Source organism: Pseudoalteromonas sp. SG43-3 (assembly GCF_014164385.1).
Classification (GTDB): domain Bacteria; phylum Pseudomonadota; class Gammaproteobacteria; order Enterobacterales; family Alteromonadaceae; genus Pseudoalteromonas; species Pseudoalteromonas distincta.
On the sequence record NZ_JACJFC010000005.1, the window covers coordinates 40396 to 54878 of the forward strand.

Annotated in this window: 13 protein-coding genes; 7 read left to right on the top strand and 6 right to left on the bottom strand. The window is 39.7% G+C overall.

The features are described 5' to 3' along the window. Positions 1-5 precede the first annotated feature (5 nt). Complete coding sequence (locus H5157_RS05775; protein ID WP_004335523.1) at positions 6-506, top strand: DUF3299 domain-containing protein; 501 nt, start codon at positions 6-8, stop codon at positions 504-506. A gap of 69 nt (positions 507-575) precedes the next feature. Here the strand turns inward: H5157_RS05775 and mutM are convergent, their stop codons facing one another. Both mutM and H5157_RS05785 read right to left on the bottom strand, forming a co-directional pair. Then, positions 576-1385 carry a bifunctional DNA-formamidopyrimidine glycosylase/DNA-(apurinic or apyrimidinic site) lyase gene (gene mutM, locus H5157_RS05780; protein ID WP_182720744.1) on the bottom strand — a complete coding sequence of 270 codons (810 nt, stop codon included), beginning with the start codon at positions 1383-1385 and terminating at the stop codon, positions 576-578. After that, positions 1385-1900, bottom strand: a complete 516-nt coding sequence (locus H5157_RS05785) for a hypothetical protein (RefSeq protein ID WP_004335529.1) — start codon at positions 1898-1900, stop codon at positions 1385-1387. Before H5157_RS05785 ends, mutM begins: the two co-directional genes overlap by 1 nt. Before the next feature lie 118 nt (positions 1901-2018). Between H5157_RS05785 and H5157_RS05790 the strand changes: the two genes are divergently transcribed. Further along, a complete protein-coding gene (locus H5157_RS05790; protein WP_004335532.1) occupies positions 2019-2945 on the top strand; it encodes a manganese-dependent inorganic pyrophosphatase in 927 nt (308 codons plus the stop codon). 201 nt (positions 2946-3146) lie between these two features. On the opposite strand, the gene rpmG is transcribed toward H5157_RS05790, so the two are convergent. The 3 genes from rpmG to radC all read right to left on the bottom strand — a co-directional run bounded on the left by rpmG (position 3147) and on the right by radC (position 4499). Continuing rightward, positions 3147-3302, bottom strand: a complete 156-nt coding sequence (gene rpmG, locus H5157_RS05795; protein WP_004335545.1) for a 50S ribosomal protein L33 — start codon at positions 3300-3302, stop codon at positions 3147-3149. A gap of 11 nt (positions 3303-3313) precedes the next feature. Then, positions 3314-3550, bottom strand: coding sequence for a 50S ribosomal protein L28 (gene rpmB, locus H5157_RS05800; protein ID WP_004335549.1), 237 nt, complete (start codon positions 3548-3550; stop codon positions 3314-3316). A 274-nt stretch (positions 3551-3824) separates the two neighbouring features. Further along, a complete protein-coding gene (gene radC / locus H5157_RS05805) occupies positions 3825-4499 on the bottom strand; it encodes a DNA repair protein RadC (protein WP_024590645.1) in 675 nt (224 codons plus the stop codon). A 144-nt stretch (positions 4500-4643) separates the two neighbouring features. Here radC and coaBC point away from each other — a divergent pair, with 144 nt between their 5' ends. The 4 genes from coaBC to H5157_RS05825 all read left to right on the top strand — a co-directional run bounded on the left by coaBC (position 4644) and on the right by H5157_RS05825 (position 10800). Next, positions 4644-5837: a bifunctional phosphopantothenoylcysteine decarboxylase/phosphopantothenate--cysteine ligase CoaBC gene (coaBC, locus tag H5157_RS05810; protein ID WP_182724350.1), complete on the top strand. Its 1194-nt coding sequence runs from the start codon at positions 4644-4646 to the stop codon at positions 5835-5837. A gap of 111 nt (positions 5838-5948) precedes the next feature. Continuing rightward, a complete protein-coding gene (gene slmA, locus H5157_RS05815) occupies positions 5949-6536 on the top strand; it encodes a nucleoid occlusion factor SlmA (protein ID WP_004335558.1) in 588 nt (195 codons plus the stop codon). A gap of 140 nt (positions 6537-6676) precedes the next feature. Further along, positions 6677-9445 (top strand): prolyl oligopeptidase family serine peptidase, encoded by a 2769-nt coding sequence (locus H5157_RS05820; RefSeq protein ID WP_182724351.1) that lies wholly within the window; start codon positions 6677-6679, stop codon positions 9443-9445. A gap of 251 nt (positions 9446-9696) precedes the next feature. Beyond that, on the top strand, positions 9697-10800 hold the full coding sequence (locus H5157_RS05825; protein ID WP_182724352.1) for a GGDEF domain-containing protein: 1104 nt from the start codon (positions 9697-9699) through the stop codon (positions 10798-10800). 2 nt (positions 10801-10802) lie between these two features. Here the strand turns inward: H5157_RS05825 and H5157_RS05830 are convergent, their stop codons facing one another. Beyond that, on the bottom strand, positions 10803-11987 hold the full coding sequence (locus H5157_RS05830; RefSeq protein ID WP_024595536.1) for an NAD(P)/FAD-dependent oxidoreductase: 1185 nt from the start codon (positions 11985-11987) through the stop codon (positions 10803-10805). Positions 11988-12315: 328 nt separating this feature from the next. Between H5157_RS05830 and H5157_RS05835 the strand changes: the two genes are divergently transcribed. Continuing rightward, complete coding sequence (locus H5157_RS05835) at positions 12316-14442, top strand: S8 family peptidase (RefSeq protein ID WP_154903589.1); 2127 nt, start codon at positions 12316-12318, stop codon at positions 14440-14442. The last annotated feature ends 41 nt before the right edge of the window (positions 14443-14483 follow it).

A 14483-nucleotide genomic window follows, 5' to 3' on the forward strand; every position in this document is an offset into this window, starting at 1 on the left:
ATTTTATGACATTTTTTAAAACAGCTTTTCAATACATTGCTGCTATTAGCTTATTATTTATAAGCGTAGCGAGCTATGCCAATCCACCAAAAGAAATTTTTTGGGAAGACTTAATTCCCAAAGGTCATATGCAAATAGACACTCAAGCACAAGCTAATCACGAAGGCAGCGATCAAAACTGGGTGCAACCCGATTTAGATGCTCCAGTGGTAAAAGCGCTTGATGGTCAATCGGTAAGTTTGCCAGGTTTTGTTGTGCCACTTGAGGGCGATAGCGAAGTCATTACTGAGTTTTTACTCGTGCCTTATTTTGGCGCCTGTATACACGTACCACCACCACCGCCAAATCAAATAGTCCATGTAACGATTAAAGGTGGTGTGCCTATAGATAGTCTATACGACGCAATCGTTGTAACCGGAATAATAAGCACAGAAACATGGTCGGGCGAAATCGCGCAGGTAGGATATAAAATGAAGGCAGTCGGTGTAGCACCGTTCGAGCTTTAAAATAAAGGGCCCGCTTTTAAAGCTGGCCCTTAAATCTCATTAAATTTAGAGTCAGTAAAATTCAAATAACTACTTTTGGCAATTTGAGCAAAAAATAGTACTGCGTTGCCCTAATCTAATTTCTTCTAATTCGTTTTCGCACGTCATACATGGCTTACCTTTGCGCCCATATACTAATAACTCTTGGGCAAAATACCCAGGCTTACCATCACTTTGTGCAAAGTCTTTAAGCGTTGTACCACCTTGTGTAATAGCCGCCGCAAGCGTGTCTTTTATAATAGGGATAAGTGCTTGATAACGTTTGAGCGATACTTTTCCCGCTTCTCGCTTTGGATGTATACCCGCTTTGAATAACGATTCATTCGCGTAAATATTACCAACACCAACCACCACTGCGTTATCCATAATAAATTGCTTTACGGGTACTTTTTTATTGCGCGATTGTTCGTACACGCGTTTAGCAAAAAAATCATCGGTAAGCGGCTCAGGACCAAGCTTAGAGAGTAGCTTATGCACTTCACCGGGCTCTTGCCATAAGCAACAACCAAAACGACGAGGATCGTTTAAGCGCAGCGCTTTACCGTTGCCAAAAATAAACTCTACATGGTCATGCTTTTTAAGCGGCTCACTTTTATCTACTACACGCAAATTGCCTGACATACCCAAATGTAAAATAGTGCTCCCAAGCTCACAATGTAAAAGTAAATATTTAGCTCGTCGCTCAATATTTGTAACAATTAGCCCTTCAAGTTGATACACATCATCGGGCACTGGCCAGCGCATACTGGCATTGTAAATATTTACCTTTGTAACAACTTGGTTTTGTACGTGGGGAGTGATACCCATTCGGCTCACTTCTACCTCTGGTAATTCAGGCATTAATTAGACTCACTTTGTGAAAAATCAAAACTAGGGAATAACTGCTGAGCAGTTTTTAAATCGAGTGCGAGTATTCGCTGGCTTCTCTTTTCGAGTAAATAATATTGTCCATCGCCTTTGTAGAGCAAATATACCCACGGCATACTTTCGCCAGCCAACTCAAATGTAGCAACGTATAAAGGTGCATTAGGATTAAAAACAACAGACTCATTAACCCCCATTAGCGCCGCGCTTTGCCATTGGTTAACTAAATCACTAAGCTGCTGCTCAGAAGCTTTCCACACGAGCGGTATATCTTTTTGTAGTGGTGTTGTACGCCAACTTGTTCCTATGCGCTCAATTTTTTGATCAACAAATTGCAGTGTGAGTACAAAACTTTGCTGGGGGAGTACAGCTTGTAACGCTGGTTTATCCTCACCTCCTAAAAATTGCTTATGCCAGCCATTTAAAAAGAAGATCATAATCAACATCGAAAATATTATAACGTTGTTCCAACCTTTACGGCCCAGTCGCATATAAATACACCTAATAAATTCAAGATTTTAAAGTGTAACTAAAACTTAATTGCGCTGTCTATATGTTAAAGGCCGCAGACTTTGTTAGAATATCGGCAAATTTAAAGGAGTTCCGTCAATGTCTATGTATGTAGTGGGCCATAAAATCCCAGATTCAGATTCTATTTGTGGTGCAATTGCACTGGCTTATTTAAAAAACCAAATTGATGAGCCAGCAATTCCAACTCGTCTTGGTGAAGTTTCACCTGAAACTCAATTTATCCTTGATAGATTTGGTTTTGAAGCACCAGAGCTTAAGTTAAGCTACGCTGGTGAAGATGTGTATATTGTAGATCACACAGAAAAAACACAAGCACCTGATGATATCGACCAAGCTCGCGTTGTTGGTGTGGTAGATCACCATAAATTAGGTGACTTAACATCATCGACTCCGCTTGAATGTTGGATTCGCCCTGTTGGTTGTTCAAACACCATTATTAAAATGATGTATGACTTCTACAACGTAGAAATCCCTAAAGACATCGCTGGTATCATGATGTGTGCAATTTTAAGCGACACAGTTATATTTAAATCGCCAACATGTACCACAGCCGATATTAAATGTGTTGAAGCGCTAGCTGAAATTGCAGGCATCGAAGACTTTAAAGAACTTGGTATGGATATGTTCCGCGTTAAATCTGCGGTAGAAGACACACCAGCACGTGATTTAGTAATGCGTGACTTTAAAGATTTCAACATGAACGGTAACCTAGTAGGCATTGGCCAGCTAGAAGTAATCGACCTTGCTGTTTTTGACGATATTAAAGCAGACCTTGCAGCCGATATTGCTAAGCTAAAAGTTGAGGGCAACCGCCACTCTGTATTTTTACTGCTTACCGATATAATGAAAGAAGGCTCAGAAATGCTAATTGTATCTGACGATGCAAACTTAGTTGAGCAGGCTTACGGTGTAAAACCAGAGAATGATAAAGTATGGTTAGATGGTGTACTGAGCCGTAAAAAGCAAGTAGTACCACCACTACAAGATGCATTCACAAAAATCTAATGATACCAATTTTATTAAAAACATGATTATTTTATCGCATTAAATAAATCACTAATTTAATGCTATTGGTATAACGTTTTTTGATTTAAAAGCCTTGTTGGTTATGCCAACGAGGTTTTTTATGTCAATTTGCTAATCATAGTTTAAAAACAAAAAACCCAGCCTAAGCTGGGTTTTTAAATTCTAAAAGAAGAACTAAAATTACTTAATTTTAGCTTCTTTAAAAAGAACATGTTTACGAATCTTTGGATCAAACTTTTTGATTTCCATCTTCTCAGGCATGTTACGTTTGTTTTTGTCAGTAGTGTAGAAAAAACCAGTACCGGCAGTTGAAACTAAACGGATTTTATCGCGCATGATTCAGATCCTTAAACTTTAACGCCGCGAGCACGGATTTCTGTAAGAACCGTGTCGATGCCTTTTTTATCGATAATACGCATACCTTTAGTAGTAGTGCGTAATGTTACAAAACGTTTTTCACTTTCAACCCAAAAACGGTGTGTTTGTAGGTTAGGTAGGAAACGACGTCTAGTCGCGTTTCTCGCGTGTGAACGGTGATTACCAACCGCTGGACGCTTACCTGTAACTTGACATACTTTAGACATGTCTATATATCTCCAATAACTTCGCTCGAGCTTAATTTAATCTAAGGCCGTGTATTTCCGCCCTAGAGATAAATCGAAGGGCGCTCTTTATACAGCTTTTACAGGCAAAGATCAAACACTGATCTATCCAATCAGCTCATATATGTAAATTTGATAGCGGCTAATTATAAAGATCGAATGCCCTTAGGGAAAGTAAAAACTGCATTTAAATTAAACTAATTTGCCAAAACACGTTAAACAGCTCATTTTTAACACACTTATGTGTCTAACAAAGCTAAATCAGGCCTCGCTCGGCAAACGAAACACAGGTTTCTCCACCAACAATGATGTGATCGAGCACACTTATGTCGACCAATTGCAGTGCTTGCTGCAATTTATTAGTAATAAGTTTGTCTGCTTGGCTCGGTTCTGCAATACCACTTGGGTGATTATGCGCAAAAATAACAGCGGCTGCATTATTTTTAAGGGCAGCCTTTACCACTTCACGCGGATAAACACTGGCAGAATTAATTGTGCCATAAAAAAGTATTTCGTCTTTTACTAATCTATTTTGGCTATCTAGGTATAACACCATAAATACTTCTTGTTGCAAGCCTCGCATTTGAATTGTCAGATAGTCATAAACTGAGTTAGGCGAATTAAACACTGCATCTCGTTGGCAACGCTCCTGCATATAACGTTGGCTTAGCTCTAATACAGCTTGTAGTTGCACATACTTAGCGGTCCCTAACCCCTTTTGAGAGCAAAACTCCTCAATACTGGCATTAAACAAATTATGTAGGGTTTTATTTTCATTTAATAGATGCTGAGCCAACTCAATTACATTCATTCCTGGTAACCCTGTTCGTAAAAATATGGCAAGGAGCTCAGCATCAGTAAGCGCTTTAGCTCCTTTGGAGATGAGTTTTTCACGAGGTCGAAGTGAGTTTGGAAGTGAAGTAAGTTGCATTGTTCATCCTTGAGAGGCGAAAGTGTCTTATAAATGTAATGCAAATTTAAAATTTAGCCTGTTATTTCGAATTAAAAAACTTCGCTGTACGGGTAAAGATTTGTTATTTTAAGCCCAAGATTTAATAAAAACTGATGAACATTCATGACTAACTTAACAAACAAAAAAATTGTACTAGGTATTACCGGCGGTATTGCAGCTTATAAATGCGCAGAACTCGTTAGGCGATTAAAAGACGCTGGTTGTGAAGTAAAAGTAGTTATGACTGAATCAGCTAAACACTTTATTACACCACTGACCATGCAAGCCGTTAGTGGAGAAACAGTCTCTGACTCATTACTAGACCCTTCTGCTGAAGCTTCAATGGGGCATATTGAATTTGCAAAATGGGCTGACTTAATTTTAGTTGCCCCAGCTACCTGCAATATTATTGCTAAAATGGCAGCCGGCATTGCTGACGACCTACTAACAACGTTACTGCTAGCAACGCCTGCAAAAGTAGCTGTAGCACCAGCCATGAACCAGCAAATGTATGCACACGCAGCTACACAAGCAAATTTAGCCACATTAAAAGCACGTAACGTACTTATTTGGGGCCCAGGTAAAGGTGAACAAGCCTGTGGCGATATCGGCGCTGGGCGCATGTTAGAGCCACATGAGCTAGTTGCACTATGTACAGCAAAAGAGCAACCGCAATTACTTGCAGGAAAAACAATTACAATAACGGCAGGCCCAACGCGTGAGCCTCTCGATCCGGTACGTTTTATATCAAATCACAGTTCTGGAAAAATGGGTTATGCACTGGCAGAAGCCGCTTTGCAATTCGGTGCTAAAGTTAATTTAATTTCGGGCCCTGTCACTATACAAGCCCCTACTGGCGTAAACCTTATTAATATAGAAAGCGCTGAGGAGCTATTAACTGAGTCACTTACCTATGCATCACAATCTGATGCTTTTATAGGTTGCGCTGCTGTTGCGGATTATCGAGCTGCAAACATTGCGACTCAAAAAATGAAAAAGCAAGGCGACGAACTCACCCTTACTTTAACTAAAAACCCTGACGTAATTGCAGCTATTGCAAACCTTACACAAAACCGCCCCTATACGGTTGGATTTGCCGCCGAAACTCAAAATGTAGAAAGCTATGCTAAAGGTAAACTACAAAATAAAAATCTAGATATGATTTGCGCTAATGACGTATCAAAAAGTGGCTTAGGGTTTAATTCCGATCATAATGCTTTAACACTGTACTGGCACAATGAACAACTAGAATTACCAACAACAAGTAAAGTAGAAATAGCTCGCAAGGTGATCGAACAGCTGGCTAAACATCTATAAAAAGGCTGGAAACAAACTGAATAAAACATTAACATACGCCAATCATTTGAACAAAAAATGACTAGGGTTCTTAACTGCGCCACTAAGAATAACTAATAAAAAGGAATGTTCATGCCTGCGACAAAAAGAAGTAATCGCAAAGAGCAAATACTGCAAGCACTCGCACAAATGTTAGAAACTAATTTAGGACAACGCATCACCACAGCAAAACTAGCTGCTGAGGTGGGTGTGTCTGAAGCCGCGCTATACCGTCATTTTCCGAGCAAGGCGCGTATGTTTGAGGGCTTAATTGAGTTTATTGAAGATACCCTTTTATCTCGTATAAATATTATTATTGAAAACGAAAAAGAAAGCCAAACGCGCATTTATAACATTCTATTATTACTTCTAACCTTTGCTGAAAAAAACCCAGGTATTACTCGTATTTTAACGGGCGATGCTCTGCAAGGTGAGCAAGAACGTTTACGCGAACGTGTACAAACCTTGTTTGAAAAACTAGAAACTCAGTTTAAACAAGTGCTTCGTGAGCGCAAATTACGTGAAGGTAAAAACTTTCAAAGTGATGAGCTTACACTTGCAAACTTTTTACTTGCCTACGTTGAAGGCAAAATGAATCAGTTTGTACGTAGCGACTTTAAAGCAAAACCTAGTGTTCAATTTGAAAAACAATGGCTTGAGCTACAAAAAATTTGGCTGTAATGTTTGCTAAATTAATAAATTGAATACTAAAAAACGACCTGCGGGTCGTTTTGTCGTATGTAGCTGCCATTTATCTGATCCGCTCGAATTATGAACCAAACTCGTTACAATGAAACAATGTCATAATACGAGAATCAATAATGAAAACAAAACTCACCTTATTAAGCACGGCACTCGTTGCCAGCTTAACTAGCACCGGCATACACGCCAAAGAATCGCTACAATTTAAAGACGTATTTAGTTTTAAATCAGCTAAAAGCACACAACTATCTGACAATGGTCAAGTACTCACTTTTAGTGCAACGCCGTATCGTGGAAATGCAACTGGTCAAGTTTACTCACTACAAAGCAATACACTCATCGCAGAAGTAGAACGCGGCACTAAGCCTCATATTAATAAAGCCGCTAACTGGGTCGCCTTTACACAAGTACCTACCTTACTTGAAAAAGAAACAACCAAAAAAAAAGACACACTTAAAAACAATCTGGTACTCGTAAACACACAATCAGGTGCCCAACAAAGCTTTGCTGATGTAAAAGATTACACGTTATCTAATGACGGTATGTGGCTTGCTTATCGTTTAAATAAAAAAGACGATGACGCAAAAGTAGAAGATAAAACCGATAGCACTAAAAACGAAGAAGACAACGCTATCACGCCCGATAAAAAAGATAAGAGCTATGCGCTTGTTATCGTAAATTTATCTGATAAACGCACTCATACAATAGAAAACGTATTTAGCTACGCTATTAACTCAGCTAACAGCCAGCTATTAGTGAGTCAAAGTTACAGCGATGGTAATAACAACCAAATAGCGTTAATTGAGCTCAGTGACTTTAATAGCAGCGTATTAATTGATGAACCGGGCGTAATCGCAAATAAAATAGCGTGGCACCCCACTGACAATATTGCAGCGTTTACATTGGGTAACTATGTAAATGATGACACGCGCCGCCGAAGCTACACTTTACAGCTATATAAAAACGAGAAGCTCTCAACTATAGATTCACCTAATAAAGCATGGACGTTAGGGAAAACAGCCACCCTTGAATGGTCAGAAAATGGCGAGCGCTTATATTTTGAAAACCATCCTAAATTAGCAGCTAAAGTAAAAGCTAAAGAGTATACCGACGAAGCTTCATTGTACGACTTTGATACCATACGTGAGCATAAAGGTCTTAATGTATGGCACAACAACGATGCGCAAATAAAACCACGTGAAGAGCAGCAATGGAACGAAGTTAATAAAAATCGCCATTACAGTGCGGTGTATCACGTTAACTCGCAAAAAGTTGCGCAACTTAGTACACCAAACATGCCTGAGGTTGCACTAAACCCTCAGCGAGAAGTGTCTTTACTTGGCTCATCTAACATCCCCTACCTAGAAAAAATAATGTACGGCGGTTTTTTTGCTGATTACTTTGCAGTGAATATAAATACCGGTAAACAAACTCCAATTATAAGTAATTACCCGTTTAGACCGAGCCTTGCCCCTAATGGTGAGTTTGCAGCTTATTTTAGCGATAGCCAAATACAGTTAAAAGATTTAAAAAATAATAAAGTAACACCGCTTACAAAAGCGATTCAGGCAACCTTTGCTGATGATAAACACGACTACCCATCTACTCAACCTGGTTATGGTTTTGCTGGTTGGATGACCGATAGCAGCCAAGTGCTTGCTTATAGTAAATACGATATTTGGGCATTTGACGTAAAAACGCAGCAAGCTAAACGCCTAACTAATGGTAAGCAAAGCAATACGCAGTACCGTGTTATTAAGCTTGATAAAACCCAAGTGGGCTTTAAAAAAGGCGATACATTACTTGTCTCTGCTATTAACTTACAAACTAAACAAAGCGAAGTTGCAAAGCTCGACTTAACCACTAACACACTAACTAAGGTGCTTAGCGGTGATAAACGCTTTGATATGGTTAAAAAAGCCAAAAAGGCTGACAAGTACTTATTTACCTCGCAAACTTATAGCCAATTTCCTGATTACTACCAAACAGATTTTAGCTTTAGTTCACCAAAACAAGTGACCACGCTAAACCCACAAATTAGTAATTTTGCCTGGAGCGAAAAGCCAGAACTAATAAGCTATAAAGGCTTTGACGGTGAAGATTTACAAGGTGTATTAATAAAACCAGCGGGATATAAAAAAGGCGATAAAGTACCTGTGGTTGTGTATTTTTATCGTTACATGAGTCAACGCATGTTTGATTTTCCTAAAATGGAATTAAACCATCGCCCTAATTTCCCTATGTTTACCTCAAACGGTTATGCGGTATTTTTACCTGACATTCGTTTTGAAATAGGTCACCCGGGTAAATCGTCAACGCAAACCATGATCAACGCCACCCAAAAATTAATAGATTTAGGCATAGCCGACCCAGATAAAATAGGCTTACAAGGTCACTCTTGGGCAGGCTATCAAAGTGCGTTTATGATAACCCAAACAGATATGTTTAAAGCGGTTGTATCTGGCGCGCCAGTATCAAACATGACCAGTGCTTACAGTGGCATACGTTTGAAATCAGGTCTTGCTCGTCAGTTTCAATACGAAACAGGGCAAAGCCGTATAGGTAAAAACTTATTTGAAGCACCAGAGCTGTACATAGAAAACTCACCGGTGTTTTTTGCAGATAAAGTAAATACCCCTATTTTAATTATGTTTGGCGATAAAGACGATGCAGTGCCTTGGCACGAAGGCGTGCAGTACTACTTAGCGCTTCGTCGCGCAGGTAAAGATGCAACCTTTTTACAATACGAAGGTGAACCACACCACTTGAAAAAGTTTCCTAATCAGGTCGATTTTTCAGTGCGTATGATGCAGTACTTTGATCATTACTTAAAAGGCAAACCTGCTGCTAAGTGGATGACACAAGGCGAAGCATTTATAGAGGAATAGATATAGCATTTATTCAGAGCTCTACGTAAGCGATAACGGCGAGCTCTGCGTCAATTAAATCAAGGCGAGGCATATTACATTTAAGTAATCAGTCACTACCTAGTCCTTCATACCTTTGAAAAATGCTGTAATGATCTTTAAACTTTTATAAACACCACCGTATATAAGCGTTTTAATCAAAGTAAAAAACTATAATAAAAGCCTAATATAAGTAATAATCACTAAATTCAGAGGTTAAAGAGTCGTTCATTATGCTAGGTTTTTGGTACAAAGAGTTTCCACAATACCCAAAAGACCATAAGGATTTTTGGCGTACTCGCTTAATAGCCCACTCTTTACTAATAACTACATGTTACTTTTTAGTTTTAACACTCCTCAATCTTTTTTATTTTAAAAGCTATGACATTGCTTTAATTGATGCCTTAGGACTTACGATATCGTTAGGTATTTATACTTGGTTTAATAAAACAGCCAACGTAAATGCAGCAGCGTGGGCTGTTACCCTTATGGTCGTTAGCTTAATAATGATGTTTGTGGTTTCTGTAGGTGGGCATGCGCATTCTTTATTTTGGGCGACGTTAATCCCGCCTTTTAGCTTTTTTTTAGTTGGAAGAAACTGGGGAAGCCTATTTAGTGCAGTCGCTTTTGCTATTTGTGCGTATCTTGTGTATTTACAACAACAGCAAACTGTAACAATTGGCTTAGGCTCTTTATTTAATCTTATAGAGGTAAGCCTTGCTCATATTTTAATTTTTAGGTTTTACGAAAAAACACGGTTTTCGGCATACACTCGATTATCTATCCGTAACTTAGAAATTCAACACTTAGCAGAAACCGATAAGTTAACGGGGCTTTATAACAGGCAAAAATTTGATTTTGAATTATCACAGTTAATTGCTAAAAATGACGTTTTTAAAACCCCACATTGCTTACTTATTTGCGATATAGATCACTTCAAAAATATAAACGATACCTACGGGCATTTGGTTGGTGATAACGTGCTAACTGAATTTGCAAAAATATTAAAAAGCCGTATGGGAAATGACGCACTTATTGCGCGATGGGGTGGAGAAGAATTCACTATTATTTTATCCAACACCTCTTTAAATGATAGCGCTAAAAAAGCCGATGACCTGATAAAGTATATTGCCGAAAACACAGTTACAAATGTAGCATTTACTATAAGTATTGGATTAGCAACGATACAAAAAGACGATACAGTGCTAAAACTACTGGAGCGGGCTGATACAGCGCTATATAAGGCTAAAAATAATGGACGCAATAAAGTATGTGTTAGCGATAACGATTCAACCGTTATCGCTCAATCAACTTACTTAGATGGGTTTATAGCCTAAACTTAAGCGTGCTGCCCACAAGCAAATCCACAGCTCCACGCATATTGGAAGTTGTAGCCTCCAAGCCACCCTGTTACGTCAGTTACTTCGCCTATAAAGTATAGGCCTTTAGCTTTTTTAGCTTCAAAGGTTTTTGAGCTCAACTCGTCGGTATCTACACCGCCCAATGTTACTTCTGCTGTTCTATAACCTTCTGTGCCATTGGGTTTAATTTGCCACGCATGAATATAATTTACTAACTCATTTATTTGAGCATGGGTAAGCTGATTAATATTACAATCTGGTATCGCTTTGCTTTCGTGCAGTATTTCTATAAAGCGTTTAGGTAAAATAGTTGCAAGGCTATTTTTTAAGGACTTTTGGGCTTGCGTTTCTCGCCAATCAGCAAGTTGCTGCCTTAAATCAATTTCAGGTAATAAGTTTATAGTTACAGCCTGCCCTGCTCGCCAAAATGAGCTTATTTGCAATATTGCTGGGCCCGATAACCCTCGGTGAGTAAAGAGGATGTTTTCTTTAAATACGGTGCCGTCTTCGCTTGAAACTTCACAAGGGATACTAATTCCCGAGAGCCCTTCAAAACGCTCTTTATCATGCTGATGCAAAGTAAACGGCACAAGTGCAGCCATAGTTGGTAACACGCTTAAGCCAAACTGCTCTGCAATTTTATAACCTATTGGTGTAGCCCCTAGTTTTGGCATAGTTAAGCCACCTGATGCTATAACTAACGACTCACAGCTTAAGGTTTCTTGCTCTGTGGTAACGCTATAGCCGGTTTCGGTTTTTGATACGCTGATCACTTCACTGCGTAGTTTTATATTTACCCCGGCCCATTCACATTCGGTCAGTAAAATATCAACAATGTCTTGTGCATTGTTATCGCAAAAAAGCTGACCTAGTGTTTTATGGTGATACGCCAAGCCATGTCTGTCTACCAGCTCAATAAAGTCATGCTGTGTATAGCGACTTAAACATGATTTAACAAAATGAGCATTTGCGCATAAGTAGTTATCAGGGGTTGCGTTTTCATTTGTAAAATTACAACGCCCACCACCACTTATTAAAATTTTACGACCTGGTTTTTTCCCCATATCAAGTACTGTAACGCTTCGGCCACGGTATCCAGCTTGCGCTGCACACATTAATCCTGCAGCTCCCGCACCTATTACAATTACATCTACTTGACTCATTATTTTACCCTACTAAAAAATTTTTCCGATTATAGCAAAGTTTGATAGCTAACAACGTAGCATTTAAATTATTAGCAATAACACAACAAAAACGCATCAGTAATAAGTCGGGAATAATTACCCGCACAATAAACCAACCCTTTATACTTATTTTTAATTCATATGACAAATACTAAACAACGAGTAAACCGCTAAAAACCTGAGTTATAACTAAATGAAAGAGGTACATAATAAATTGATATTTTAACCTAGTTAACAGATAGTTTACTTTTGTTCCCGCATCGTGATCCTACATCACGAAATAATAAATAAAAATCTAGGGATAATTATGACAACAAGTAAAACTTTTAAAAGATGCGCAATTGCAATTACAGTTAGTACGCTTTTTGCTGCAACATCTGGCATGGCTCAATCAGTTTCAAGTTCAATGGCTGAAACATCGGCTAAACTACAAAGCCAAGGCGGTTTCGAAACTCAGTTCATTATTAAATATAAAAATAATAACGAAATGGCGAGCCTCTCAACTGCAGACGCAAGCCCAGCTAGCATGAAAAAGCGCGCACAAAGCTTTGTTAAAAACTTCGCTTCTAAAAAAGGCAAAGTAAAAGCAAAATACGTTCGTGCAATGGCACTTAATAATCATCACGTAATGCGTGCTGATAAAAAATTAAGTGCGGCTGAGGCCCAAGAGTTTATGCAAGAAATGGTTGATTCTGGCAATGTTGAATACATTGAAGTGGATCAAATGCTAAAGCCGTTTTCAACTCCTAACGATCCACGTTTTGATGACCAATGGCACTACTACGAGCAAGCCGGTGGTTTAAACTTACCGACCGCATGGGATACCGCAACGGGTAGCGGTGTAGTTGTAGCTGTACTAGATACGGGCTACCGCCCTCATGCTGATTTAAACGCTAATATTTTACCGGGTTACGATATGATCTCTAACCTTTCGGTAGCTAATGACGGTGGTGGTCGCGATAGCGATGCACGTGATCCTGGTGATGCAGTTGCTGCGAATGAATGTGGTACTAACGGTGCACAAAACTCTAGCTGGCATGGCACGCACGTAGCAGGCACAGTTGCTGCGGTAACCAATAACGGTGAAGGTGTTGCAGGCGTAGCTTATAACGCAAAAGTAGTGCCTGTTCGTGTACTAGGTAAGTGTGGTGGTTTAACCTCTGATATTGCAGACGGTATTATTTGGGCATCTGGTGGAAGTGTTTCAGGTATTCCTGCTAACTCAAACCCTGCTGATGTAATTAATATGAGTTTAGGTGGGAGCGGTTCATGTAGCTCTACAACTCAAAATGCAATTAACACAGCACGTAGTAACGGCACTGTGGTAGTTATTGCTGCAGGTAACGATAACGATAACTCAGCAAACTACAACCCAGGTAACTGTAACGGTGTAGTAAACGTAGCCTCAGTGGGCCGTAATGGCGGCAGAGCTTATTACTCAAACTACGGTAGCAATATTGATGTTGCAGCACCAGGTGGCGCACAAAGCTTTGCAAACGACTCTGAAGGCGTTCTATCAACTTACAATTCAGGTTCGTCTACACCTTCAAGCGACAGCTATGGCTTTTCACAAGGTACATCAATGGCTGCGCCCCACGTAGCAGGTGTTGCGGCACTTATTAAGCAAGCAAAGCCAGATGCAACGCCTGACGAAATAGAAAGTATTTTAAAATCAACTACCCGTTCGTTCCCTGCAACATGTACTAGCTGTGGTACGGGTATTGTTGATGCTGCCGCAGCTGTTGCAGCAGCAAGTGGCGGCACTACTCCACCTACCGGTGGCGATAGCGAGCTTATTAATGGTGAAGCTAAAACAGGTTTAAGTGGGGCTGCAAATGCACAAGCATTTTACACGATGACAGTACCAAGCGGTGCAACTAACGTAACATTCACTATGAGTGGTGGTACTGGCGATGCTGATTTATACGTACGTGCAGGCAGTAAACCTACAACTACTACCTATGATTGTCGTCCATATAAAGGCGGTAATAGCGAAGAGTGTTCTATTGATAACCCTACTGCGGGAACTTACCACGTAATGCTTAACGGCTACTCTGCGTATTCAGCTGTTAGCTTAGTAGGTAATATTACTGGTGGTTCATCATCGGGTGGCGGTTCAGGTACTCCACAAGCAGGTGGCGGCACTATAAGCGATGTGTCAGCCAATACTGGGCAGTGGAAACATTACACGTTAGATGTACCAGCTGGAATGACTACGTTTACAGTAACAACATCGGGTGGCAGTGGCGATGCTGATTTATTTGTAAAATACGGTAGCCAACCAACAGCAAGCTCATACGATTGCCGCCCTTATAAAAATGGCAATGCAGAAACATGTACATTTACTAATCCACAAGCTGGTACTTGGCACTTAAGCGTTAACGCTTATAGCACTTTCTCTGGTTTAACGCTTAGCGGGCAATACCAACCGTAATTTAAAGTTTGGGCCTTTAATAAAAAAACCGATGTTGTTGC

Bases quoted from the DNA above. Each gene is read 5' to 3' on its own strand.
- H5157_RS05775 (WP_004335523.1), top strand. From the start codon at position 6: ATGACATTTTTTAAAACAGCTTTTCAATACATTGCTGCTATTAGCTTA.
- mutM (WP_182720744.1), bottom strand. From the start codon at position 1,385: ATGCCTGAATTACCAGAGGTAGAAGTGAGCCGAATGGGTATCACTCCC.
- H5157_RS05785 (WP_004335529.1), bottom strand. From the start codon at position 1,900: ATGCGACTGGGCCGTAAAGGTTGGAACAACGTTATAATATTTTCGATG.
- H5157_RS05790 (WP_004335532.1), top strand. From the start codon at position 2,019: ATGTCTATGTATGTAGTGGGCCATAAAATCCCAGATTCAGATTCTATT.
- rpmG (WP_004335545.1), bottom strand. From the start codon at position 3,302: ATGCGCGATAAAATCCGTTTAGTTTCAACTGCCGGTACTGGTTTTTTC.
- rpmB (WP_004335549.1), bottom strand. From the start codon at position 3,550: ATGTCTAAAGTATGTCAAGTTACAGGTAAGCGTCCAGCGGTTGGTAAT.
- radC (WP_024590645.1), bottom strand. From the start codon at position 4,499: ATGCAACTTACTTCACTTCCAAACTCACTTCGACCTCGTGAAAAACTC.
- coaBC (WP_182724350.1), top strand. From the start codon at position 4,644: ATGACTAACTTAACAAACAAAAAAATTGTACTAGGTATTACCGGCGGT.
- slmA (WP_004335558.1), top strand. From the start codon at position 5,949: ATGCCTGCGACAAAAAGAAGTAATCGCAAAGAGCAAATACTGCAAGCA.
- H5157_RS05820 (WP_182724351.1), top strand. From the start codon at position 6,677: ATGAAAACAAAACTCACCTTATTAAGCACGGCACTCGTTGCCAGCTTA.
- H5157_RS05825 (WP_182724352.1), top strand. From the start codon at position 9,697: ATGCTAGGTTTTTGGTACAAAGAGTTTCCACAATACCCAAAAGACCAT.
- H5157_RS05830 (WP_024595536.1), bottom strand. From the start codon at position 11,987: ATGAGTCAAGTAGATGTAATTGTAATAGGTGCGGGAGCTGCAGGATTA.
- H5157_RS05835 (WP_154903589.1), top strand. From the start codon at position 12,316: ATGACAACAAGTAAAACTTTTAAAAGATGCGCAATTGCAATTACAGTT.